Source organism: Streptomyces sp. NPDC030893, assembly GCF_055571535.1.
Map to the genome: position 1 here is coordinate 21,337 of NZ_JBVIFC010000025.1, position 23,653 is coordinate 44,989.

Consider the following 23,653-nt stretch of genomic DNA (forward strand, 5'->3'; position numbering starts at 1 on the left):
CTGCTTGCCCGGTAGTGCTGTTGCGTTGTGGGGGTGAGTCCTCGTGAAAGGCATCGTTCTGGCCGGCGGCACCGGGGCCAGGCTGTATCCGATCACCCGGGTGGTGTCCAAGCAGTTGCTGCCCGTGGGTGGAAAACCGATGATCTACTATCCGCTGTCGATTCTCATGCTCGCGGACATCAGGGACGTCCTCGTCATCACGACGCCCCAGGACCTGCCGCGTTTCCGCACCCTGCTCGGCGACGGGTCCCGCCTCGGGATGAGGATCACGTACGCCGAGCAGTTCCATCCGGGCGGAATCGCCGAGGCCCTGCTGATCGGCGCCGACCACATCGGCACGGACCCGGTCGCGCTGGTGCTGGGCGACAACATCTTCCACGGCCCCCGCTTCTCCGACGTCCTGGCCCGCGAGTCCCGCGACCCCCGGGGATGCGTGCTGTTCGGCTACCCCGTGCACGACCCGCAGCGGTACGGGGTCGGGGAGGCCGACGCCGACGGCAGGCTCCTCTCCATCGAGGAGAAGCCCGCGCGGCCCCGGTCCAACCGGGCCATCACCGGCCTCTACTTCTACGACAACCGGGCGGTGAACATCGCCAAGAACATCACCCCGTCGGCCCGGGGGGAGCTGGAGATCACCGACGTGAACCGGTACTACGTCGAACAGGGCGAGGCGAGGCTCGTCGATCTCGGCCGCGGCTTCGCATGGCTCGACACGGGCACGCCCGACTCCCTGCTCCAGGCGAGCCAGTACGTCGGGATGCTGGAGGAACGCCAGGGATGCCGCATCGCGTGCATCGAGGAGGTCGCGCTGCGGATGGGGTTCATCGACGCCGACGCGTGCCACCGGCTCGGCGAGGAGATCAGCGGGTCCGCCTACGGGCAGTACGTGATGTCCATCGCCGCCGAGCTGAAGGCCGCCGAGACCTCGTAGCGCCCGGGGGTGGGGCCGGGCACCGGTCAGGCCGTGACGACCCTCGCGACCTTGCGGACGTCGTCGACCAGCCGGGCCTGGAGCAGCGACTCCGCCTCACCCACCGGGCCGGACCCGCCGGCGAGGACGGCGGCGGTGAACGTGGCCAGCGCGTTGCGCACCTGGTGGTCGGCGGGCATCGCCAGCTCCGTCAGCCGGTCCTGCTGCTGGACGCGGACGACCGGCTTCAGCTGCTCCGGCGGGGTGTACGCGCGCTCCACCGAGATCCGCCCCCGCCGGCCCCACAGGGCGTAGCGCGAGCGGTAGGAGTGCCGGAAGCCGAACTCGATCTGCGCGGCGACGCCGTCGGGGGCGCACAGCAGGGCCGTGCCCGCCACGTCCACCCCCGTCGCCTCGTCCACCCGGAGGGTCGCCGCGAGCACCTCGGGCTCGCCCGGCAGATACAGCTGCACCGTCCGCAGCGGATAGACCCCCACGTCCAGCAGCGCCCCGCCGCCGAGCGGGGCGGCGTACCGGAACCCCGTGGGATCCAGCGGCGGCACGCCGAACGAGCCGGACAGCACCTCCAGTTCGCCGATCGTGCCCGCGTCGAGGAGCGACCGGACACCGGCGTGCTGGGAGTGGTGCAGGAACATGAAGTTCTCGGCCAGGACACGGCGGTGCCGCCGTGCCAGTTCCATCAGCTCGGCGGCCTCGGCGTACGTCGTGCACAAGGGCTTCTCGCACAGCACGTGCTTGCCGGCGCGCAGGGCCTCGGCCACCTGCTCGAAGTGGAGCGCGGGCGGGAGCGGGACGTACACCGCGTCGATGTCGTCCCGCTCCAGCAGCGCCCGGTAGCCCCGGACACCGGCGCACCCGAACCGTTCCGCGACCCGTCGGGCCTTCGCGGCGTCCCGGCTGGCCACCGCGACGAGTTCGGCCGAGTCGGCCGCCGCGACGACCGGGAGCATCCGGCGCAGCGCGATGTCCGCGCAGCCGAGCACGCCCATGCGTACCCGGCCGCGGACGGGGCCGTCCGGCCCGGTGCTCGCTGGACTCACAGCGTCGCCAGGACGTCGTGGAGCGCGCCGATCACCTTGTCCTGCCGGGCGGGGTCCAGCGACGGGTACATGGGCAGCGAGAAGATCTCGTCCGCCACCGCCTCGGTGACCGGCAGGGAGCCCTTGGCGTACCCGAGGTGGGAGAAGCCCGTCATGGTGTGGACCGGCCACGGGTAGCTGATGTTGAGGGAGATGTCGTAGGCCTTGAGCGCTTCGATGACGGCGTCGCGCCGCGGATGGCGCACCACGTACACGTAGTAGACGTGGTCGTTGCCCGGGGCGAGCGCCGGCAGCACCAGATCGGTGTCGGCGAGCCCTTCGGCGTAGCGCCGGGCCACGGCACGCCGGCCCTCGATGTAGGAGTCGAGCCGGCGCAGTTTGCGGCGCAGGATCTCGGCGTGCAGCTCGTCCAGGCGGCTGTTGTGCCCGGGCGTCCGGACCACGTAGTAGCGCTCCTCCATGCCGTAGTACCGCAGCCGCCGCAGCGCGGCGTCCACCTCCGCGTCGGAGGTGATGACGGCGCCGCCGTCGCCGTAGGCCCCGAGCACCTTGGTGGGGTAGAAGGAGAACGCGGCGGCGGCTCCCCGGGTGCCGGCCAGCCGTCCCTCACGGCGGGCGCCGTGCGCCTGCGCGCAGTCCTCGAGGACGAGCAGTCCGTGCCGGTCCGCCAGTGCCTGGAGCGCCGTCATGTCGACGCACTGGCCGTACAGGTGCACCGGCAGCAGACACCGGGTGCGCGGGGTGACGGCGGCGGCCACCTGATCCACGTCCATCAGATACGTGTCGGGGTCGACGTCGACGAAGACCGGCGTCGCCCCCACGGCGTCGATGGCGACCACGGTCGGCGCCGCCGTGTTCGACACGGTGATCACCTCGTCGCCGGGGCCGACGCCGATCGCCTGCAGCCCCAGCTTGATCGCGTTGGTGCCGTTGTCGACCCCCACCGCGTGCCCGACCCCGTGGTAGGCGGCGAACTCCTCCTCGAAGCCGCGTCCGCTGGCGCCCAGCACGAGTTGGCCGGAACGCAGCACGGTCTCGATCGCGTCGTGGATGTCGTCCCGCTCGTTCTCGTACTCGCGCAGGTAGTCCCATACGTAAGTGGTCATGGGTGAGTCACTGTCTCCGCTCGTCTTCGGGCATACGCCCCGCTCCGGGTCTCAACTCCGTACGCCGACGAACAGACCGCGGCCGGTCGGGTCGCCGGGGAGGAACTCGACGGTGCAGCCGGCGTCGGTGAACGCCGCGATGTACTCGTCCTTGGTGAAGAGGGTGAGCACGTCGATCTCGGTGAACTCACGGATGCCGGTCCGGTCGCCGACCAGGAAGCGCACCTCCATCCGGGTCGCCCGGCCCTGGAGGGTGGAGTGCGATATCCGGGCCACCGTGCGGCCGTTCTCCCGGCCGAGGTCGCCGGCGACATAGCCCTCCACGTGGTTCTCGGGGAACCACCACGGCTCGATGACGAGCACCCCGCCGGGACGCAGGTGCCGGGCCATCGACCGCACCGCGTCCCGCAGTTCGGGCACGGTCCCCAGATAGCCGATGGAGCAGAACATGCACACCACCGCGTCGAAGGAGCGGCCCAGGCCGAAGTCGCGCATGTCGCCCGGGTGCACGGTCACCTCCGGAAGCCGCTGACGCGCCAGCTCCCGCATGGGCTCCGCGATCTCCAGTCCCTCGGCGTGCCGGAACAGTCCGGCGAACGTCTCCAGATGGGCCCCGGTGCCGCACGCCACGTCGAGCAGGGAATCCGCCCCCGGGCAGCGCGACCGCACCAGCTCCGTGACCTGGGCGGCCTCCGCCGGCCAGTCCTTGCCCCGGCTGCGGTAGAAGATCTCGTAGACCTCCGCCAGCTCCCGTCCGTACATGTCCTCTCCCGTCGGTGTCGGTGGCAGGCCGTCCGGTCACTCGTCGACCATCGCGACCGCCCTGGTCCAGCCCGCGCCGGCGCCCGCGATCTTCACGGGGAAGCAGACGACGGTGAAGCCGTGCGGCGCGGGCAGGGCGTCGAGGTTCGCCAGCCGCTCGATCTGGCAGTACTCCCGGTCCCGGCCGGCGAAGTGGGCCGGCCACAGCACCGAACGGTCACCGGTGCGCCGGTAGCGCTCGATGATGTCGGTGAACGGGGCGTCCAGGCTGAACGCGTCCGTGCCGATCACCCGCACCCCGAGGTCCAGCAGCAGGTGCACGGCCGGTCCGTCCAGACCGGCGAACTCGGTGAAGTACTCCGGGGTGCCCGAGCGCGCGGACGCGCCGGTGTTCAGCAGGACGATGTCCAGCGGGGCCGGGGCCCGGCCGATCCGCCCGAACTCCTTCTCCAGCCGGTCCGCGCCGACGACCCCGGTCGGGGCGTCGGTCAGGTCCAGCACGATCCCCGGCCGGCAGAACCACTCCAGCGGCATCCGGTCGATGTGCCTCGGCACGCCGTCGCCGTATCCGGCCCGGGAACCGTAGTGGGACGGCGCGTCGACATGGGTGCCGGTGTGCGAGGTCAGGGTGATCCGGTCGAGCGACAGGAACTCCCCGTCGGGCAGTTCGTCCGGGTCGAAGTCGAGAGCGAAGTGCGCCTTCATCTCCGCGCTCATGTGCTCCGCCCCCTGACGGGGCGTCAATATCTCGTGCACCACGGGATCCGGTTCGTGGGCCGTGGCGTCCACCGCCGAGGACAGGTCGATCAACCGCACACGGGCCTCCCGCCTACCGTCGCCGGCCGTTCGTGCCGACGCGTCGGAATCGTGCCGCGCGGCGACGGAGAAGCGCTCAAACCTCACTCGCCTCCCGCGCGGCGCGTTCGAGCCGATGTCGAAGGGCGTCGGGAATCGTGCGTGGACGCCGCCGTACGGACGCGGACGGCACGAACGTGAGGAGGACGCGGTGGCAATGCCGGTGGGAACCTCGTCGGTCGGTTTGCTCCATGCCGAAGTGCAGCAGTTCTACGCCCGTCACATGCACCTGCTGGACGCCGGGGACGGCGAGGGCTGGGCCCGGACGTTCACCGAGGACGGCTCGTTCGCGCCGCCCTCGCTGCCGGAACCCGTCGTCGGCCGCGAAGCGCTGGCCGCCGGCGTCGGCAAGGCCGCCGCGGCGCTGGCCGAGGCCGGAGAGGTGCACCGCCACCTGCTCGTCATGGTCGCGGTCGAGGAGCGGGCGGACGGCACGCTCGCCGTGCGGTCGTACGCGCAGATCGTCGCCACCCCCCGGGGCGGCAGCCCCCGGCTCCATCTGATGTGCGTGTGCGACGACGTACTGGTCCGGGTGGGCGGCGAACTCAAGGTGCGGGAACGCAGGGTCACCCGTGACGACCGGCAGCCGTGATGTCCGGGGGAGGAACCGGGAGCGCGGCGGCCCGGACCGGCGAGGAGGGCGGACACCGTGGTGAGCCCGCGTGACCCCGGACGCCCCGGCACGGTCGCCGTACTGGGGGTGACCGGCGGCATCGGGCGACAGGTGGGCGCGGCGTTCTCGCGCGCCGGCCACAAGGTCCTCGGCGTGGCCCGGCAGCACGCGCCGCACGCCGCCGGGCACCCGTTCGTCGCGCTGGACGTGGCGGCGGCGGACCCGCCGGAGATCGCCGGACTGCTCACCGAGTGGAACGCGGACGTCGTGGTCAACGCCACGGGCGGCTGGGCGGTGACCGAGGAGGCGATGCGGTACGCCCACGTGCGGCTGGTGCGGCGGATGCTCGCCGCGGTCGCCACCCTGCCCTCCCGCCCCCGCGTCGTCCACATCGGCAGCATCCACGAGTACGGCCCCGTGCCCGCCGGCACCGGCATCGACGAGACATGGCCACCGGACCCCGGCACCCCCTACGCACGGACGAAGCTGGCCGGGTCGCGGTCCGTGCTGGAGGCGGCCCGCGCCGGGGACGTCGACGGCGTGGTGCTGCGCGCGGTCAACGTGTGCGGGCCCCACCCGTCCGGGGCGAGCTTCCTGGGCACCCTGCTGCACCGGCTGCGCGGCCTGGCCCCCGGGGAGCGGCTGGAGCTGATGATCGCCGACGCCGCCCGCGACTACATCGACGTACGGGACGTGGCCTCGGCGGTCCTGCGGGCCGCGGACGCGGCGGCCGGCGGCACGGTGTTCAACATCGGGCGCGGGCAGGCGCCGACGATGCGTGAACTGGTCACGGACCTGGTCGAGGTGGCCGGATTCCCGCCCGGGACGATCGAGGAGACCGGCGGAACGGTCGAGAGCAAGGGCGGCGGCTGGACCAGGGCCGACATCCGGCGCGCGCGGGAGGAGCTCGGCTGGCGCCCGGAGATCGGCCTGCGCGACTCGCTGCGCGACATGTGGGAGGCGGCGGGCTGAGCCCGTGCCTCCCCTCCCCACAAGCCGAAAGGTACGTGCCATGAGTGAACTCACCCTGCCGGTCCTGGTCGAGATATTCCGGGAGTGCGCCGGCGAGGCGCCGGACATCGAGCTGAACCGCGAGGACGTCGGCGACATGGAGCTGAACGACCTCGGGTACGACTCGCTCGCCCTGCTGGAGGCGATCAGCCGCGTGGAGCGGACGTACTCGATCGGCATGCCGGACGCGGAGGCCCGGATCCGGACGCTGAACCAGTTCGTCGCGGAGGCCAACGAGCAGCTCGCCCTGCGGCCCTGACACGGCCGCCCGTCCCGCCGGCCCCTCGCGCGGGCCACGGCCCGCGGGGCTCAGCCGGCGGTCCGGACGCCGACGAAGAGACCCCGGCCGGCGGGTTCGACGGGGAGGTGGTCGACGTCGAAACCGGCGGCCGTGAACGCCGACTCGTACTGCTCCCGGGTGAACAGGCGGATCAGGTGCGTCTCGTGGAAGTGCCGCACCCCCGATGCGGGATCGGCGACCAGGTAGTGCACGTTCATCCGGGACGCGTCCCCCTCGCGCACCGAGTGGGACACCCGGGACAGGATCCGCTCCCCGGCGGTCACCGTGCCGCCGGCGACATGACCGTCGCGGTACGTCGCCGGGAACCACCAGGGATCGACGGCCAGCACCCCGCCGGGCGTCAGATGCCGCGCGAACCGGCGCAGCGCGTCGGTCAGTTCCGGCTCCGTGAGCAGATAGCCGATCGAGCCGAACATGCACGTGATCACGTCGTAGGTGCGTCCGAGGTCGAAGTCCCGCATGTCGCCGACGTGCACGCGCACGTGCGGCAGCGCCGCCCGCGCGCACCGGGCCATGGGCTCCGACAGCTCCAGCCCGGCCACCTCGTCGAACAGGTCGTCGAAGCACCGGAGATGGGCCCCGGTGCCGCAGGCCACGTCCAGCAGCGTGGCGGCGTCCGGCCGGTGCTTGCGCACCTGCCTCGCCACCTCGGTCGCCTCCCGGAGGTAGTCCTTGCCGCGGCCGCGGTGGATCAGCTCGTAGATCTCGGCGAGTTCGGCTCCGTACACGGTGACCTCATTCGATCGCGCCCGACACGGACGGGGACGGCGGGGAGCACCGATCGTCGGGCGGCCGGCTAGAGGAACACCGGAGACCGGCTGGACGCGTGCGGCCGTGGCGCCCGCACCGGAGGCCGGCCCCGGTGTCGAGCGGGGTTCGAATCCCGGCTGCCAGGGTCGGGGCGACCACCTACCCGCGGCACAGGTTGGAGTCACACCGTGAGCACAGGCGTGAGCACAGGCCGGACCACCGGTGACAAGCAGCCGGGCACGGCGCCCGGCGGCCCCCACGGGGCCGTGAACGGCAACGGCGCGGGCCCCGCCCTCTCCGGCGAGACCGCCGCACTGCTGGACGAACTGCGCCGCTACCTGGAGCTCCCGCCCCAGCTCAGCCTGCCTCCGCGCGCGTTCACCTCGCCCGAGCTGTACGAGCTGGAGCGCACCCGGGTCTTCGGGCGCTCCTGGGTGCTCGTGGCGCACCGCGACGAACTCGCCGAGCCGAACAGCTACGTGTCGCTCGACATCGCCGGCGAACCGGTGGTGATCACCCGGGACGCGGACGGCGCGCTGCACGGGATGTCGCCGATCTGCCGGCACCGCATGATGCCGCTCGTGGAACCCGGCACCGCCGGCCGGGCCGACTCCTTCACCTGCTCCTACCACCTGTGGCGGTACGGACTCGACGGGCGGCTCATCGGCGCCACCCACATGCGCAAGAACCCGGAGTTCGACCCCCGCGGCTGCCGGCTGCCCGCCTTCGCGGTGGAGGAGTGGCACGGCCTCGTGTACGTCAACCTCGACGCGTCCGCCGCACCGCTCGGCCCCGAACTGGGCAGGGTCTCCGACGACCTGGCCAACTACCGGCTGGACGACATGGCACAGCTCGGCTCCTGGAGCGAGGAGTGGGCCTGCAACTGGAAGGTCGCCGTCGAGAACGCCCACGAGAACTACCACGTCATGGGGTTCCACCCCGAGACCCTCCAGCAGTCGACGCCCGGCGGGTCCGACACGGACGTACGGGTGGACTCCCCGTGGGCGCTGCGCATGCTCATCCCCTTCACCGAACCGCAGGAGGCGTACACCCTGCCCCTGACCGAGACGGAGAAGGCCCACCTGTACGGCTTCTTCGTCTTCCCCGCGGCGAGTCTGGCGGCGGCCGGCGAGATGGTCATCTGGCTCAGCCTCATCCCGCGGACCATCGACCGCACCCTGGTCCGCGGCGGCATCCTCGTGCCGCGCGCCGCGCTGGACGGCGCCGACCTCGACGAGATGCGCCGGCAGGCCGAGTCCTACGCGGGAATGATCAACACCGAGGACCGCAACGGTCTGGAGGCCGTGCAGCGCGCCGTCGGCTCACGCTTCGCGGCCCGCGGCCATCTGAGCCCCAAGGAACCCGGCGTCGTGGCCTTCTACCAGAGCCTGGCCAGGGCGCTGCTGCGCGGCGACGACGACTGGCCGGGCGGACTGTGAACCGCTGCCCCGCCGGACCCGCCCCGCACCGCACGACGATCGCTACTCCGCTACTCCGCTACTCAAGGAAGTGGGCTCCCATCATGCTCAGTTGTCGGATCTGCGGCGGCCGGCTGCACGAATTCATGGACTTCGGACAGCAGCCGCTGTCCAGCGGGCTCCTCGAACCCGAGTACCCCGGCGACGAGTTCTTCTTCCGGCTGGCGGTCGGCGTCTGCGGTGAGTGCACCATGGTCCAGCTCACCGAGGAAGTGCCGCGGCACCTGATGTTCAACAGCCACTACCCGTACCTGTCGTCCGGGTCCTCCGTCATGCGCAAGCACTTCGAGGGGACGGCGCAGCGCTTCCTGGAGACCGAACTCACCGGCAAGGACCCCTTCCTGGTCGAACTCGGCTGCAACGACGGCGTGATGCTGCGGGTCCTGGCCGAGGCCGGCGTCCGGCACCTGGGGGTCGAGCCGTCGCAGAGCGTGGCCGACATCGCGCGCCGCCTGGGCATCCGGGTCACCACCGAGTTCTTCCAGGAGTCGACGGCGGCCGACATCCGCAAGACCCAGGGACACGCCCAGGTCATCTACGCGGCCAACACCGTCTGCCACATCCCCTACCTCGACTCCATCTTCCGGGGTGTGGACGAACTCCTCGCTCCGGACGGGGTGTTCGTCTTCGAGGACCCGTACCTCGCCGACATCGTCGACCTCACTTCCTTCGACCAGATCTACGACGAGCACTACTACTTCTTCTCCGTCTCCTCGGTGAGCGCCATGGCCGAGCGGTTCGGCTTCCAGCTGGTCGACGTGGAGCGGCTGCCCGTGCACGGCGGCGAGGTCCGCTACACCATCGCCCGCGCGGGACGGCGCACCCCCACGCCCGCGGTCGGCGAACTGCTGGAGCGGGAGCGCCGGCGCGGGCTGTCGGACCTCGAAACCCTGCGGGGCTTCGTACGGCGGGTGGACCAGGCCCGCGAGGAGCTGGTCTCCCTGCTGCGCGGGCTGCGCGACGAGGGGCGCACGGTCGTCGGCTACGGGGCCACGGCCAAGAGCGCGACCGTGGCCAACTACTGCGGCATCGGTCCCGACCTGATCTCGTTCATCTCCGACACCACCCCGAACAAGCAGGGGCGGCTGACACCGGGCTCGCACATCCCGGTGCGCTCCCGGGAGGAGTTCGAGAACCCCTACCCGGACTACGCCGTGCTGTTCGCCTGGAACCACGCCGAGGAGATCATCGCCAAGGAGCAGCGGTTCCGGGCATCGGGCGGCAAATGGATCCTCTACGTCCCCGACGTCCGGGTGGTGTGAGCGCCCCGCGCCACGCGCCCCCGCCCCGCCCCGCCCCCGCCCCCGCCCCCCAGCGCCCCCGCCCCACCAGCCGGCCGACGAAGGGTGCCCGATGCGCGTCCTGTTCACCACGCACACCGCCAAGTCCCATCTGTTCGCGCAGGTTCCCCTGGCGTGGGCGCTGAAGGCCGCCGGCCACGAGGTCCACATGGCCGGCCAGCCCGATCTCGCGGACGCCGTCACGGGGGCCGGGCTGACCGCCGTGACGGCCGGTGCCCCCCTGGACCTCGCCGCGCAGCTGGACGCCTACCAGCAGCACGACGGACCGGACGGCACCGGTGACGGCCCCGGGACCGGCGACGACCCCGGCAGCGGCGAGGCGTCGGGCGCCGGCGAGTGGGACGGGGGCGCGGACGAGTACCAGGCCATGGCCGAGCGGTTCGAGTACTGGACCGACATGACGGAGATCCGCCCGGAGAAGCTGTCGTACACCTACCTGCACGGCGTGTTCACCGCCATGACCACGCACGTCTTCCAGCAGTACTCGGCGCCCGCCATGGTGGACGGGCTGGTGCGCCACGCCCGTTGGTGGCGGCCCGACCTCGTCGTCTGGGACCCGCTCACCTTCGCGGGGCCCGTCGCCGCGCGGGCCGTCGGCGCGGCACACGTGCGGCTCCTGTTCGGCCTGGACCTCGTGGGCCGGATGCGGGAGACCTACCTCGACGCGGTACGCCGGCTGCCCCCCGGGCAGCGCGAGGACCCCATGGAGGAGTGGCTGGGCTGGACGATGCGGCAGTACGGCGGCGCGTTCGGCGAGGACCTGGTCGTCGGGCAGCGCACCATCGACCCGCTGCCGCCCTCGCTGCGCTTCCCGGTCCGCCTGGACCACGTACCGATGCGGGTCGTCACCCACAACGGCGGTTCCGTCCTCCCGGACTGGCTGCGCGAACCGGCCGGCCGCCGGCGGATCTGCCTGACGCTCGGCGTGTCCCACCGCGAACTGCTCGGCGCCGACCGGCTGCCGCTCGGCGAGGTGCTCGCGGCCGTGGCCGGACTCGACGTCGAGGTGGTGGCCACCCTGAACAAGGCCCAGCTCGCGTCCGCCGGCACCGTGCCGGACAACGTGCGCGTCGTGGACTTCGTCCCGCTGGAGACCCTGCTGCCCAGCTGCTCCGCGGTGATCCACCACGGCGGCGCCGGCACCTTCAACACCGCGCTGAGCTGCGGGATCCCCCAGCTCATCCTGCCCGACGGGGTGTGGGACACCGACCACAAGGCACGTCTGCTCCAGGAACGCGGGGCCGGGCTGCGCGTAGCGGAACCCGAACGCGCCGACGCGGACACGCTCCGCACGATGCTCACCCGGCTCCTGAACGACCCCTCCTTCGCGGAAGCGGCGGCCCGGCTGCGCCGGGAGTCGAGGGACATGCCGGCGCCCGGCGCCGTCGTACCGGTCCTGGAGGAGCTCGCCGAGACCGGGCGGTAGCCGGGACCCGGTCCGGGCCCGCCCGGCCACACCAGCGCACCGAGTCACCCACGACGAAACGGGGATGGACAGTGAAGGACTTCTCGCGCCGCGGCTTTCTCGCGGGCGGCGCCGCGGCCGGAAGCGCGGCGGCACTCGGCACGGCCGGTACGGCGGTCGCGGCGCCGGACGGCCACGGCGGCTGCCCGCCCGGGCCCCCGGCCAAGGACATCCGCCCGGACGATCCGCGGTACGCGGAGCTGGTCTCCCGAGGCTACAACGGGCGCTTCTCCGGCCGGCCGGAGTCCATACGCCTGGTGCACCGCGCCGACCACGTGGTCGAAGCCGTCGACGACGCCCTGCGGTCCGGCCGGCGCGTCGTCGTCCGCAGCGGCGGGCACTGCTTCGAGAACTTCGTCGACGACCCGGACGTCCAGCTTGTCGTCGACGTCTCCGAGATGAAGTCCGTCTCCTACGACGCCCGGCACCGCGCCTTCGCCATCGAGTCCGGCGCGACGCTCGGCGAGGTGTACCGCACCCTCTACCTCGGCTGGGGCGTGACCGTACCGGGCGGCGCGTGCCCCGCCGTCGGCGCCGGAGGGCACATCGCCGGCGGCGGATACGGCGGGCTGTCGCGGCACCACGGCTACGTCGCCGACCACCTGTACGGCGTCGAGGTGGTCGTCGCCGACCGTGCCGGCCGGGCCCGCCTGGTGGTGGCCACCCGTGACCCGGACGATCCCCACCACGACCTGTGGTGGGCCCACACCGGCGGGGGCGGCGGGAACTTCGGTATCGTCACCCGCTACCTGATGCGCTCCCCGGGCGCCCGCGGGAACGACCCCACGGCCCTGCTGCCCAGACCGCCGGCCACCCTGCGTTCCCTCACCCTGGGCTGGTCCTGGGCGGACACGACCGAGTCCGCGTTCGTGCGGCTCCTGCGCAACCACGGCGCCTGGCACGAGCGGGAGTCCGGCAGCGGCTCCCGTTACGCGCCGCTCAGCAGCTGGCTCATCCTCAACCACCGGGCGAGCGGCCGGTTCACCCTCGTGGCCACCGTGGACGGTTCCGTCCCGCACGGCAAGGCGCTGCTCGACGAGTACGCCGCGGCGGTCACGGCGGACACCGGCGCCGCCCCCGAGACGGAGGAGTCGACCGCGCTGTGGATGAAGTCCACGCTGACCGTCGACCCGTACGCCGGCGGGAGATATCCCTTCAAGTCCAAGGCGGCGCTGCTGCGCAAACCCTGGACCGAGGCGCAGATCCGCACCCTGCACCACCATCTGACCCGGGGCGGTGACGAGCACCAGGCGTCGGCCGTGTACCTGTCCACCCTGGGCGGCCGGATCAACGAGGTACCGGCGTCGGCGACGGCGATCCCGCACCGCGACTGCCTGTTCAGCGCGACGTACGAGACATCCTGGTGGCCCGGGATCTCCGGCGAGGCGCAACTGGCCTGGGTGCGCGAGCTGTACCGGGACGTCTACGCGGACACCGGCGGCGTGCCCGTGCCCGGCGCCGCGAACGGGGGCTCCTACATCAACTACCCCGACGCCGACCTGGCCGACCGCCGCTGGAACACCTCCGGGGTGCCCTGGCACACCTTCTACTACGGCGCCAACTACCCGAGACTCCAGCGGATCAAGGCCCGGTGGGACCCGTCGAACGTCTTCCGGCACGCCCTGTCCGTACGCCCGCCCCGCCGCTGACCCACGGCCGGCGCCCGGGTCGCGGGCGCCGGCCGGGTCTCAGGCCAGGGACTCCAGCCGTTCGACGACCGCGGCGGGGGAGGGCATCGCCGCCGCCTCGTCGCGCACCTCGGCGGCCGCCGCCCGCATGCCGTCGTCCGTCAGCAGGGCCCCGACCTCGGCCGCGCCGACCGTCCCGGCCGATGCCGCGACCGCGACGCCCCGGTCGACGAGCGCGCGCTCGTTGTCCTTCTGGTCCGGGCTGAGCGCCATCACGCACTGGGGCACCCCCATGGCCATCGCGACGGCCGAGGTGCCCGAGCCGCCGTGGTGGATCAGCCCCTGACAGGTCCTGAGCAGCGGCCCGAGGGCGAGCCAGTCCACCGTCCGCACGTTGGGCGGCAGCTCTCCCAGCAGCGCCGGATCGCCTCCGCCGAGGGTGACGACGAACTCCGCGTCCACGTCCGCCGCCGCGGCCACCAGCGGGGCCAGCATGGCCAGACCGCCCCACAGACCGGCGATGGACCCCAGCGTGACGGCGATCCTCGGCCGCGGCGCCGGGTCCAGCAGCCAGCCGGGCAGTTCGCCGTCGCCGTTGAAGGGCACGTAGCGGAACGGCACGTCGTCGTCCGCGCGCACCCGCTCGGGCAGCAGCTCCAGCAGGCTGGGCGGCATCGAGTTGAGCCGGAACCCGGCCGCCGGCTCCGGCGCGACACCGTGCCGCAGGTAGTGGTCCTTCATGTGGTCGCGGAGCAGGCCGTCGATGCGCGGCGCGCTGTCGGCGGGCCCGGTGACCACCGGCACCGCCGGCACGCCGAGCGCCCCGGCCGCCAGCGGCCCGGCTCCCTGGAGCGGGGAGTGCACGATCAGCTCCGCGGACCAGGCGCGGGCGACCTGCACCACCCGGTCGACGGTGACGCCCGAGACCCTGGCGAAGAGCCCGGCGACGAACTCGTCGCCGCCGTCGACGCTGAAGTCGATCTCCTCGGGCCGGAAGACCGTCGCGTAGTCGAGTCCGGGGGTCACATCGATGACGTTGACACCGGCCGCGGCCACGGAGTCGACGTCGCCGCCCTGGGCGAACAGCACGTCGTGACCGGCCGCGGTCAGCGCGTGCGCCAGGGGCACGGACGGGAAGATGTGCCCCCGCCCTGGGGAGTTGACGAACAGTACACGCATGGGCACTCCTCGGACGGCGAGTGGGACGGGGTGGAGTCCCCACCGTCCACCCACGCCCTTGAGGGCGCACGGAGCCTCGTTGAACGCGCACAGCCGCCCGACCCCGGCCCGCCGTCCGAGATCCTTCGAGCGTCCTTCGACAGCCCGCTGCCAGGGTCGGTGCCCCCAGCGAGCCGAAGGACTGTCTTGTCAGATGGAGATCATCGGGAACGGGTTCCTCGCACGGCATCTCGCACCGCTCGCGTCCGCGCACCCCCGGGCCACGGTCCTGGCCGCGGGAGTGCCCACGCACCCGCTGCCCGACGCCGCGCACCGCCGTGAGACACGGCTCGTCGACGACACGGTCCGGCACTGTCTGCGGCACGACCGGACGCTGGTGTTCTTCTCCACGGTCAGCATGTACGGCGGTCCCGGCGGCGCGGGCGACGAGAGCGGCCCCCGGGTCGCCTCCACCCGCTACGGCCAGCACAAGCTGGACCTCGAACGGCTGATCAAGGCGTCCGGGGTGCCCCATCTCGTCCTGCGGCTCGGCTACGTACCGGGACCGGACGAGCCCCCCTTCCGCCTGCTCGCCGCGCTCATCACCCAGGTGCTGGCCGGCCGGGTGCGCGTCCAGCGCGGGGCACGCCGGGACATGGTCCACGTGGCGGACTTCGTCACGGTGGTGGACGCCCTGCTGCGGACCGGAGTCCGCGACGAGACCGTGAACCTCGCCTCCGGGGACTGCGTGGAGGTCGCCACCATCGTGCGGCACCTCGAACGCCGGCTCGGCACCGGGGCCGAGTGGCAGGTCACCGGCGACGCCATCGAGCACTGCCCCTCCGTACGCAAACTCCGGCGGCTGGTGCCCGAGGTCGACCGGCTGGGATTCGGACCGGGGTACCACCGCACAGCCATCGACCGGTATCTGGCGGCCACACGCCACGCGGACGCCATCCGGACGGAAAGGACGGAAAGGCCATGACGGATCAGGCCGACGGCACGGCCGTCACCACGGCGGGACTCCTCGACGAGCCCCTCACCCCCGAGGGCCGGGCACTGCTGGACGTACTGCACCGGCACCTTCCGGCCATCGCCTCCGACGCGACCGGGCACGACCGGGCCGGCACGTTCCCGCTGGACACCTTCCGGCGGCTGGCCGGCGACGGCGTACTCGGCGCGACGGTGCCGCGCGAGTTCGGCGGACTCGGCGTGAGCAGCGTCCACGACGTCTGTCTCGCGGTGAAGCGGATCGCCGAGGCCGACGCGTCCGTCGCGCTGGCGCTGCACATGCAGTTCAGCCGAGGGATCACCATGTCCTACGAACGCGCGCACGCGGCCGGCACCGGGCGCGCCCTGGCCGAGCGGCTGCTGCGGCTGATGGGCGAGGAGAAGGCCCTGATCAGCGGCGCCCTCAAGGACGCCGGCACCACCACGGAGCTGGTCCCCGCGGCCGACGGCGGCTGGCGGCTGACCGGCCGGAAGATCCTGGTCAGCATGGCCCCGTACGCCACGCACTTCGTCGTCGCGGCCCGTACCCGCCCCGCCTCCGGGCCGCCGCGGCTCGCCTCGGCCTTCCTGCCCGCCGACGCGCCCGGCCTGAAGGCGCCGGACAACTGGAACGGCATGGGCATGCGGGCCTCCGCCAGCACGGAGGTCGTCCTCCAGGACTGCCCGGTCCCCGCCGCCGACGTCTTCCTGCGCGGACCGGCCGGCGTACGCAACGACGCCGCGATGGCGGGCCAGACCGTCAGTTCCATCGGACTGCTCGGGGTGTACGCGGGCATCGCCCAGGCGGCACGGGACTTCGCCGTCGCCGGCGTCGTCCGGCGCGGCGGGCAGCCCCCGGCCGCGGTGCGCACCCTGGTGGCCGAGGTCGACGTGAAGCTGTACACGCTGCGCACCGCGCTGGCCGCGGCCCTCACCAACGCCGACCGCCACGCGCGGCGGACCGCGGACGACCCGGACGAGCGCGGCCGGCTGATGATGGCCCCCTTCCAGTACGCCAAGCTCGTCGTCAACCGGACCGCGGCGGCCGTCGTCGAGGACTGCATGACGCTGGTGGGCGGTGCCTCGTTCACCACCGACCATCCGCTGTCCCGCCACTACCGCGACGTCCGGGCCGGCTGGTTCATGCAGCCCTTCACCTACGCCGACGCCGTCGACCACCTCAGCGCCCACGCGCTCGGCACCGGCGCGGAAGGCGGCGCGGCATGACCGGGGCGGGCGGCGCGGCGGGCGGCGGACACGGCGCCGGGGCCGAGGAGCGCCCGGTCGACGCGCTGGTGCGGATGTCCGACCTGGTGACCCCCATGGCGCTGCGGGTCGCGGCCACCCTGCGGCTGGTCGACCACCTGCGCGCGGGCACGACGGGCACCGACGCCCTCGCCGCGGCCACCGGAGCCGACGCGGACGCGCTGTCGCGGCTGATGCGGCACCTGGCAGCCGTCGGCGTCCTCACCGAGACACGGCCCGGGCACTACACGCCCACCCCCCTCGGCGACCTGCTCGCCGACGACCATCCGGCACGGCAGCGTTCCTGGCTCGCTCTCGACCAGGCCGTCGGACGCGCCGACCTGACCTTCCTCCACCTGCTCGACGCGGTCCGTACCGGGCGGCCCCGGTACGAGGACCACTACGGCAAGCCGTTCTGGGCGGACCTCTCCGCCGACGACGCCCTCGGGGCCTCGTTCGACGCCCTGATGACCACACGGGAGGACGCGGCCTTCGCCGCGCCCGTCGCCGCCTACGACTGGGGCCGGGCGCGGCACGTGCTCGACGTGGGCGGCGCCCCCGGCGGTCTGCTCACCGCGATCCTGCGGGCCGCGCCCGGGGCGCGCGGCACCCTGCTGGACCTGCCGGGCGCGGCGGACCGGGCGCGCGAGCGCATCGCGGCGGCCGGCCTGGGCGACCGCGTCGACGTCGTCGGCGGGGACTTCTTTGACGAACTGCCGGTCTCCGCCGACGTCGTGCTGCTGTCGTTCGTCCTGCTCAACTGGTCCGATCCGGAGGCGCTCCGGATCCTGGCCCGCTGCCGTGCCGCCCTGCGGCCGGGCGGCCGGATCGTCCTGCTCGAGCGGGCCGAGGCGCCGGCCGGCGGTACCCGCACGTCGGACCGGTACTTCAGCGTGCTCGACATGCGCATGCTGGTCTTCCTCGGCGGCCGGGTGCGCACCGACGACGAGTGGGCCCGGCTGGCCGACGCCGCCGGCCTCGACGTCCTCTCCCGGACCGGTCCCCTGGCCTCGCCCAGCGTGCCACTGGACTCCTGCCTGTGGGAGCTGGCCCCGCGCTGAGCGGTGCCGCCGACCACGCCCCCCACCACGACCGTCGATCACGGAACCCGTGGTCCCCGAGCCGAGAGGAACGCCAGTGGCACAACGCGTCGTCACATCCAAGGACGTCGACCTGTGGACCGAGGGGTTCGGCGACCCCGCCGACCCCACCCTGCTCCTCGTCGCGGGCGGCAACCTGACCGCGATGAGCTGGCCCGCCGAGTTCGTCGAGGCGCTCGCCGCCGGCGGGCTCCACGTCATCCGCTACGACCACTGGGGCGTCGGCCGCTCCACCGGCTGGGACCCCACCGAACGGCCGTACGGCTACGTCGACCTGGCCGCCGACGCGGTGGCCGTTCTCGACGGCTGGGGCGTCGGGCGGGCGCACTTCGCCGGCATGTCGATGGGCGCGGTCCTGTGCCAGCTCGTCGCGCTGGACCACCCGCAGCGGATGCTGAGCATGTCGATGATGCTCAGCGGGGCACTCGACGTGGACTTCCCCGACAGCATCCGCCGCGCCATGGCCGGGGAGCCGTCGGCCGACGGACTGCCCCTGCCCCGGGAACCGTTCCTGAAGGCGCTCGCCGTCATGAACGAGGACGTGACGGGACCGGAGGCGGAACTGGACCGCCGGGTGCGCCGGTGGAAACTCTTCTCCGGCGACGAAGTCTCCTTCGACGAGGACGAGTTCCGGCGCTGGGAACGGCAGGCGATGGACCACTCGGGATCGCCGACCGAGCCCCAGGTGCACTACGCGGTGCAGCCGCCGCCGCGCGAGCGCGCCCCCGAACTGCGCGACGTCGAGGTGCCCACCCAGGTGATCCAGGCGATGTGCGACCCGATCGCCCCGCCCCCGCACGGCCGCCATCTCGCCGACCAGGTCCCCGGCGCGGAACTGGTGGAGATCGAGGGCATGGGGCACGCCCTGCCCAGCGCGGTCCACCGCCCGCTCGTCGAGGCCCTGCTCCGCCACGTCCACCGGCACGGCTGACCGGCAGCCCCGCCGGCCCGCTCAGGCGGGCATGTCGAAGCGGGGCTCCCCGGTACGGGTGCGCTTGACCTCGTAGAAGCCCGGGACGGCGGCCATCAGCAGGAAGCCGTCCCACAGCTGTCCGGCCGTCTCCCCGGTGGGTGCGGGGGAGACGACCGGACCGAAGAAGCCGACTCGCTCGCCGCCGGGCCCGGCGACCGACACCACCGGGGTGCCGATGTCACCGCCGGCCAGCTCGACGGCCCGGGCGTGGGAGGACCGCACGGCCTCGTCGTACTCCGTGGACTCCGCGACCCGCGCGATCTCCTCCGGCAGCCCGGCGTCCGCCAGGGCCCCGGTGAGGTTCCCCCAGTCGCCCTGGAGGTGGAAACGGGTGCCCATCGCCGTGAAGAGGTCCCCGAGCGCCTGCCGGCCGAACCGCTCCTCCACCGCGGCACACACCCGCACCGGCGCCCACATGTAGTCCTCCCACTCGCCCTCGGGGTTGTCGTCCCGGTGCTCGTTGAGCACCGACAGACTCATCACCCGCCAGCGGACGGTCACCGGTCGCACCTTGGCGACCTCCACCATCCAGCGCGAGCTGACCCAGGTGTACGGGCAGACGGGGTCGAACCAGAAGTCGACGGTCCGCGCTCCGGTCATCTTTCGGCTCCTTGCAGAGTAGGTTCTAGCGGCGCCAGCCGTCCGGCTCGGGCCAGGGCTCGCCGAGCTGGCGGTAGGTGCTCTGGTACTCGGGCCAGTCCCGGTGGTCCCTGACCTTGCCGTCGACCATGCGCAGCAGGTGGATCTGCTCCCCGGCGAAACGGCGTCCGGTGGGGGCGATGCCCACCATGGGGCCGATGTGCCGGCCGTGCAGCACCAGGTACGCGCGCACCCAGTCGCCCCGCTCCTCGATCTTCACCTCCTCCAGGTGCGCGTCCTCGGAGAAGGTCATCCGCAGCCACGCTACCGCCTTCGCGAACGCCTCGGGCCCTTCACCGATCCCGTGCTCGATCGTGGCCGGATTCAGATACTCGGGGTGGATGAACTCGCCGACGTCGTCCGTACTGCCCGTGTTGTAGGCCTTGATCATCCGCCGTACCGCTTCGACGTTCCGACTCATCGTCTGCCTCCACTTCTCGGTGTGCCCATCGTCGACGAGCATCCGGGCGCCCCGGTCGGCAGCGGATCGACGATGACTCGACCCCTCGCTCCACGGCCGCTCGAACCCCCGTCCGGCCCCGGACGGCACCGGTTCCAGACGCTGTTGAGCCGCCTGCGAGAGCCGCCGCCCACGTTGGACGACGCCACGTCGTCACAGGCCGACGCCGCACGTGAGAAGAGGCGATGAGATGCAGCCCAACGACCTCGACCCCACCGGGAACGGGGTGGTCACCTTCGTCAACAGGTTCACCGTGCACGCCTCCCCGGAGGAGTTCGTCAAGGCGTTCGCCGAGACCGGACGCTTCCTGGCGGACCGGGACGGATTCCTGCGGTACACCCTGCACCAGCACGCCGAGGACCCGACCCGCTGGATCAACATCGCGCACTGGCGCGACGCGGACGCCTTCCGCGCGGCGGTGAGCGGGCCCTCCTTCCCCCGGCACGCCGCGGCGATACGGGAACTGAGCACCGGCGAGCCCGGCCTGTACGTCCCCCGGCAGCACATGTCGGCGGAGCGGGCGGCGACGGAGGGACCGTGACGGACGAACCCGGCGGCCGCCGTGTCGTCATCACCGGCATCGGCGTCGTCGCGCCCGGCGCCGTGGGCCGCAAGACCTTCTGGGACGCGCTGACCGCGGGGCGCACGGCGACCCGGAGGATCAGCTTCTTCGACCCCGCCCCCTACCGCTCGCAGGTCGCCGCCGAGGTCGACTTCGACCCGCTGCGCGAGGGGCTGACCCCGCAGCAGGTCCGGCGGATGGACCGCGCCGCCCAGTTCGCCGTGGTGAGCGCCCGGGAGGGCGTCGCCGACAGCGGACTGGAGTTCACGGAACTGGACCCCGCGCGCACCGGCGTCACCATCGGCAGCGCGGTCGGCTGCACCATGAGCCTGGAGGACGAGTACTCCGTCGTCAGCGACGGCGGGCGGCACTGGCACGTCGACGACGCCTACGCCGGACGGCACCTCTTCGACTACTTCGTCCCGAGCTCCATCGCCGCCGAGGTCGCCCGCGACGCCGGCGCGGAGGGCCCGGTGTCGCTGATCTCCACCGGCTGCACCTCGGGCCTGGACGCGGTCGGGCACGCGGCGGAACTGATCCGGGAGGGCTCGGCGGACGTGATGGTGGCCGGCGCCACCGACGCCCCGATCTCGCCGATCACCGTGGCGTGCTTCGACGCGATCAAGGCGACCACACCGCGCAACGACGAACCCGGGCAGGCGTCCCGGCCCTTCGACCGCACCAGGAACGGCTTCGTCCTCGGTGAGGGCGCCGCGGTCTTCGTCCTGGAGGAGCTCGGGCACGCCCGCCGCCGCGACGCCCACGTGTACGCCGAGATCAGCGGGTTCGCCTCCCGCTCCAACGCCTTCCACATGACCGGACTGCGCCCGGACGGCCGGGAGATGGCCGAGGCCATCCGCGTGGCGATGCTGCGGGCCGGGGCCGCCCCGGGGGACATCGACTACATCAACGCCCACGGCTCGGGCACCAAGCAGAACGACCGGCACGAGACGGCGGCGTTCAAGAGGACCCTCGGCGAGGACGCCTACCGGATTCCCGTCAGCGGCATCAAGTCGATGATCGGGCACTCCCTCGGCGCGATCGGCTCGCTGGAGATCGCCGCCTGCGCCCTCGCCATCGAGCACGACACCGTCCCGCCCACCGCCAACCTGCACGAACCCGACCCCGAATGCGACCTGGACTACGTGCCGTTGACGGCGCGTGAGCAGCGGGTGGACACCGTGCTCACCGTGGGCAGCGGCTTCGGGGGCTTCCAGAGCGCGATGGTGCTGTGCGGACCGCAGGGAGCGCCGTCATGAGCCCCACCGCCGTGATCACCGGCCTGGGCGTGCTCGCGCCGACCGGCCTGGGCGCCGCGTCCCACTGGAGCAGCACCCTGGCCGGGCGGACCGCGATCGGCCCGGTCAGCAGCTTCGACGCCGGTCGCTACCCGAGCCGGCTGGCCGGTGAGATCGGCGGGTTCGACGCGCGGGAGCAGGGCGTCCCGAGCCGGCTGCTGCCGCAGACCGACCACATGACCCGGCTGGCGCTGGTGGCCGCCGCACAGGCGATCGAGGACGCCGGAGTGGATCCAGCCGCGCTGCCCGAGTACGGCATCGGCGTCACCACCGCCAGCTCGGCCGGAGGATTCGCCTTCGGCCACCGCGAGCTGCACAACCTGTGGAGCAAGGGACCGGAACACGTCAGCGCCTACCAGTCCTTCGCCTGGTTCTACGCCGTCAACACCGGCCAGATCTCCATCCGGCACGGGCTGCGCGGCCCCGGCAGCGTGGTCGTCACCGAACAGGCCGGCGGGCTGGACGCGCTGGCGAAGGCCCGCAGGCAACTGCGCGACGACGACGTCCGCATGGTGATCGCGGGCGGAGTCGACGGCTCGCCCTCGCCCTGGGGCTGGGTGGCGCAGCTCGCGGGCGGCCGGATCAGCACCGTCGCCGATCCCGAACGGGCCTACCTGCCCTTCGACACGGCCGCCGCCGGCCACGTACCCGGAGAGGGCGGCGCGATGTTCGTCCTGGAGTCCCCGGAGGGGGCGCGCGCACGCGGGGTGCGCTCCTGGTACGGGGAGATCGCCGGGTACGCGGCCACCTTCGACCCGCCGCCCGGGTCGGGCCGGCCCTCCAACCTGGCCCGCGCCGCCGAACTCGCCCTCGCCGACGCCGGAACGGACCCCGGCGGCATCGACGTGGTGTTCGCCGACGCGGCCGGCGTCCCCGAACTCGACCGTGCCGAGGCGGAGGCCGTCCGCGCGGTCTTCGGCCCGCACGGCGTGCCGGTGACCGCGCCGAAGACGATGACCGGGCGACTCGGCGCCGGCGGCGCGGCACTGGATCTGGCGACGGCCCTGCTGTCCCTGCGCGACGGGGTGATCCCGCCGACCGCGAACGTCCGGGAGCCCGTGCCCGGCTACGGGATCGACCTCGTCCGCGAGCCCCGCGAGACACCGGTCGCCGCCGCGCTCGTACTGGCCCGGGGACACGGCGGCTTCAACGCGGCCGCGGTCGTGACCCGGCAACGATGAGGAGAATCATGTCCGCTCACGACGACCGGCACGCCGTCGTCACCGGTGCCACCAGCGGCATCGGACTCGCCGTCACCACCCTGCTCTGCGAGCTCGGACAGCGGGTGTCCATCTGCGCCCGTGACCCCGAGAACCTCGAACTCACCGTCGAGGGGCTCCGCGACAAGGGGTACGAGGTCACGGGACACACGTGCGACGTCCGCTCCACCGAGCAGGTCGGCGCCTTCGTCCGGGCCGCCGTCGACCGGTACGGACCGGTCGACGTGCTGGTGAACAACGCCGGCCGCAGCGGGGGAGGCCCCACCGCGCAGCTCACCGACGAACTCTGGCTCGACGTCGTCGACACCAACCTCAACAGCGTCCTGCGGGTCACCCGCGAGGCGCTCACCACCGGCGGCATGCTCGAACGGGGCCGCGGCCGCGTCGTCAACATCGCCTCCACCGGAGGCAAACAGGGCGTGGTGCTCGGTGCCCCCTACTCCGCGTCCAAGCACGGGGTCGTCGGCTTCACCAAGGCCCTCGGCCTGGAGCTGGCGAAGAGCGGCATCACCGTGAACGCCGTCTGCCCCGGCTATGTGGAGACCCCCATGGCCCAGCGCGTACGGCAGGGCTACGCCGCGGTCTGGGACACCACGGAGGAGGCCGTGCTGGAACGGTTCGAGGCGAAGATCCCGCTCGGCCGGTACACCACCCCCGAGGAGGTCGCCGGCCTCGTCGGCTACCTCGTCACCGACCAGGCCGCCCCCGTCACGGCACAGGCGATCAACGTCTGCGGCGGACTGGGCACCTACTGACGGCCCCGCGCG

General features: G+C 72.9%; 24 protein-coding genes. 16 read left to right on the top strand and 8 right to left on the bottom strand.

Annotated features, from left to right (window positions below; translation table 11 throughout):
* The first annotated feature begins 43 nt into the window (after positions 1–43).
* On the top strand, positions 44–931 hold the full coding sequence (gene rfbA / locus ACZ434_RS30890; RefSeq protein ID WP_468461675.1) for a glucose-1-phosphate thymidylyltransferase RfbA: 888 nt from the start codon (positions 44–46) through the stop codon (positions 929–931).
* Between the two features lie 26 nt (positions 932–957).
* Here rfbA and ACZ434_RS30895 read toward each other — a convergent pair whose 3' ends face one another.
* The 4 genes from ACZ434_RS30895 to ACZ434_RS30910 are packed head-to-tail and all read right to left on the bottom strand — an operon-like array spanning position 958 to position 4,655.
* Positions 958–1,971: a Gfo/Idh/MocA family protein gene (locus ACZ434_RS30895; protein ID WP_468461677.1), complete on the bottom strand. Its 1,014-nt coding sequence runs from the start codon at positions 1,969–1,971 to the stop codon at positions 958–960.
* The gene (locus ACZ434_RS30900) at positions 1,968–3,077 is read right to left on the bottom strand and encodes a DegT/DnrJ/EryC1/StrS family aminotransferase (RefSeq protein ID WP_468461679.1); all 1,110 of its coding nucleotides are present in this window, start codon (positions 3,075–3,077) and stop codon (positions 1,968–1,970) included. Before ACZ434_RS30900 ends, ACZ434_RS30895 begins: the two co-directional genes overlap by 4 nt.
* A 51-nt stretch (positions 3,078–3,128) precedes the next feature.
* Positions 3,129–3,839: a class I SAM-dependent methyltransferase gene (locus ACZ434_RS30905; RefSeq protein ID WP_468461681.1), complete on the bottom strand. Its 711-nt coding sequence runs from the start codon at positions 3,837–3,839 to the stop codon at positions 3,129–3,131.
* Between the two features lie 36 nt (positions 3,840–3,875).
* A complete protein-coding gene (locus ACZ434_RS30910; protein ID WP_468461683.1) occupies positions 3,876–4,655 on the bottom strand; it encodes a cyclase family protein in 780 nt (259 codons plus the stop codon).
* 196 nt (positions 4,656–4,851) lie between these two features.
* Between ACZ434_RS30910 and ACZ434_RS30915 the strand changes: the two genes are divergently transcribed.
* The 3 genes from ACZ434_RS30915 to ACZ434_RS30925 are packed head-to-tail and all read left to right on the top strand — an operon-like array spanning position 4,852 to position 6,577.
* Entirely contained in the window at positions 4,852–5,286 is a 435-nt protein-coding gene (locus tag ACZ434_RS30915) for a nuclear transport factor 2 family protein (protein WP_468461758.1), read from the top strand.
* A gap of 57 nt (positions 5,287–5,343) precedes the next feature.
* Complete coding sequence (locus ACZ434_RS30920; RefSeq protein WP_468461685.1) at positions 5,344–6,279, top strand: NAD-dependent epimerase/dehydratase family protein; 936 nt, start codon at positions 5,344–5,346, stop codon at positions 6,277–6,279.
* A 40-nt stretch (positions 6,280–6,319) separates the two neighbouring features.
* Entirely contained in the window at positions 6,320–6,577 is a 258-nt protein-coding gene (locus tag ACZ434_RS30925) for a phosphopantetheine-binding protein (protein ID WP_468461687.1), read from the top strand.
* A 50-nt stretch (positions 6,578–6,627) separates the two neighbouring features.
* On the opposite strand, the gene ACZ434_RS30930 is transcribed toward ACZ434_RS30925, so the two are convergent.
* The gene (locus ACZ434_RS30930) at positions 6,628–7,347 is read right to left on the bottom strand and encodes a class I SAM-dependent DNA methyltransferase (protein ID WP_468461689.1); all 720 of its coding nucleotides are present in this window, start codon (positions 7,345–7,347) and stop codon (positions 6,628–6,630) included.
* Positions 7,348–7,569: 222 nt separating this feature from the next.
* Here ACZ434_RS30930 and ACZ434_RS30935 point away from each other — a divergent pair, with 222 nt between their 5' ends.
* From ACZ434_RS30935 to ACZ434_RS30950, 4 genes are all read left to right on the top strand, one after another.
* Positions 7,570–8,808: an aromatic ring-hydroxylating oxygenase subunit alpha gene (locus tag ACZ434_RS30935; RefSeq protein WP_468461692.1), complete on the top strand. Its 1,239-nt coding sequence runs from the start codon at positions 7,570–7,572 to the stop codon at positions 8,806–8,808.
* Between the two features lie 83 nt (positions 8,809–8,891).
* Positions 8,892–10,109: a methyltransferase domain-containing protein gene (locus ACZ434_RS30940; RefSeq protein WP_468461694.1), complete on the top strand. Its 1,218-nt coding sequence runs from the start codon at positions 8,892–8,894 to the stop codon at positions 10,107–10,109.
* A gap of 91 nt (positions 10,110–10,200) precedes the next feature.
* Positions 10,201–11,574, top strand: coding sequence for an activator-dependent family glycosyltransferase (locus ACZ434_RS30945; RefSeq protein ID WP_468461696.1), 1,374 nt, complete (start codon positions 10,201–10,203; stop codon positions 11,572–11,574).
* 71 nt (positions 11,575–11,645) lie between these two features.
* The gene (locus tag ACZ434_RS30950; RefSeq protein WP_468461698.1) at positions 11,646–13,262 is read left to right on the top strand and encodes an FAD-binding oxidoreductase; all 1,617 of its coding nucleotides are present in this window, start codon (positions 11,646–11,648) and stop codon (positions 13,260–13,262) included.
* Positions 13,263–13,301: 39 nt separating this feature from the next.
* Here ACZ434_RS30950 and ACZ434_RS30955 read toward each other — a convergent pair whose 3' ends face one another.
* Entirely contained in the window at positions 13,302–14,420 is a 1,119-nt protein-coding gene (locus ACZ434_RS30955) for a nucleotide disphospho-sugar-binding domain-containing protein (protein WP_468461700.1), read from the bottom strand.
* Between the two features lie 193 nt (positions 14,421–14,613).
* Here ACZ434_RS30955 and ACZ434_RS30960 point away from each other — a divergent pair, with 193 nt between their 5' ends.
* The 4 genes from ACZ434_RS30960 (at position 14,614) to ACZ434_RS30975 (ending at position 18,665) form a co-directional block, all read left to right on the top strand.
* The gene (locus tag ACZ434_RS30960; protein WP_468461702.1) at positions 14,614–15,384 is read left to right on the top strand and encodes an NAD-dependent epimerase/dehydratase family protein; all 771 of its coding nucleotides are present in this window, start codon (positions 14,614–14,616) and stop codon (positions 15,382–15,384) included.
* Entirely contained in the window at positions 15,381–16,616 is a 1,236-nt protein-coding gene (locus ACZ434_RS30965; RefSeq protein WP_468461704.1) for an acyl-CoA dehydrogenase family protein, read from the top strand. Before ACZ434_RS30960 ends, ACZ434_RS30965 begins: the two co-directional genes overlap by 4 nt.
* Complete coding sequence (locus ACZ434_RS30970) at positions 16,613–17,695, top strand: methyltransferase (protein ID WP_468461706.1); 1,083 nt, start codon at positions 16,613–16,615, stop codon at positions 17,693–17,695. Before ACZ434_RS30965 ends, ACZ434_RS30970 begins: the two co-directional genes overlap by 4 nt.
* A gap of 76 nt (positions 17,696–17,771) precedes the next feature.
* Positions 17,772–18,665: an alpha/beta fold hydrolase gene (locus tag ACZ434_RS30975; protein ID WP_468461708.1), complete on the top strand. Its 894-nt coding sequence runs from the start codon at positions 17,772–17,774 to the stop codon at positions 18,663–18,665.
* A 21-nt stretch (positions 18,666–18,686) separates the two neighbouring features.
* Here ACZ434_RS30975 and ACZ434_RS30980 read toward each other — a convergent pair whose 3' ends face one another.
* A complete protein-coding gene (locus tag ACZ434_RS30980) occupies positions 18,687–19,307 on the bottom strand; it encodes a mycothiol-dependent nitroreductase Rv2466c family protein (protein WP_468461710.1) in 621 nt (206 codons plus the stop codon).
* A 25-nt stretch (positions 19,308–19,332) separates the two neighbouring features.
* On the bottom strand, positions 19,333–19,767 hold the full coding sequence (locus ACZ434_RS30985; protein WP_468461712.1) for a SnoaL/DnrD family polyketide biosynthesis methyl ester cyclase: 435 nt from the start codon (positions 19,765–19,767) through the stop codon (positions 19,333–19,335).
* Between the two features lie 229 nt (positions 19,768–19,996).
* On the opposite strand from ACZ434_RS30985, the gene ACZ434_RS30990 reads away from it, so the two are divergent.
* From ACZ434_RS30990 to ACZ434_RS31005, 4 genes are read left to right on the top strand one after another with little or no spacing between them, the layout of a single operon-like run.
* Complete coding sequence (locus ACZ434_RS30990) at positions 19,997–20,347, top strand: antibiotic biosynthesis monooxygenase family protein (protein WP_468461714.1); 351 nt, start codon at positions 19,997–19,999, stop codon at positions 20,345–20,347.
* On the top strand, positions 20,344–21,627 hold the full coding sequence (locus tag ACZ434_RS30995) for a beta-ketoacyl-[acyl-carrier-protein] synthase family protein (protein WP_468461716.1): 1,284 nt from the start codon (positions 20,344–20,346) through the stop codon (positions 21,625–21,627). The genes ACZ434_RS30990 and ACZ434_RS30995 overlap by 4 nt, the downstream gene beginning before the upstream one ends.
* Positions 21,624–22,847: a ketosynthase chain-length factor gene (locus tag ACZ434_RS31000; RefSeq protein WP_468461718.1), complete on the top strand. Its 1,224-nt coding sequence runs from the start codon at positions 21,624–21,626 to the stop codon at positions 22,845–22,847. The genes ACZ434_RS30995 and ACZ434_RS31000 overlap by 4 nt, the downstream gene beginning before the upstream one ends.
* Before the next feature lie 8 nt (positions 22,848–22,855).
* The gene (locus ACZ434_RS31005) at positions 22,856–23,641 is read left to right on the top strand and encodes an SDR family NAD(P)-dependent oxidoreductase (protein ID WP_468461720.1); all 786 of its coding nucleotides are present in this window, start codon (positions 22,856–22,858) and stop codon (positions 23,639–23,641) included.
* The last annotated feature ends 12 nt before the right edge of the window (positions 23,642–23,653 follow it).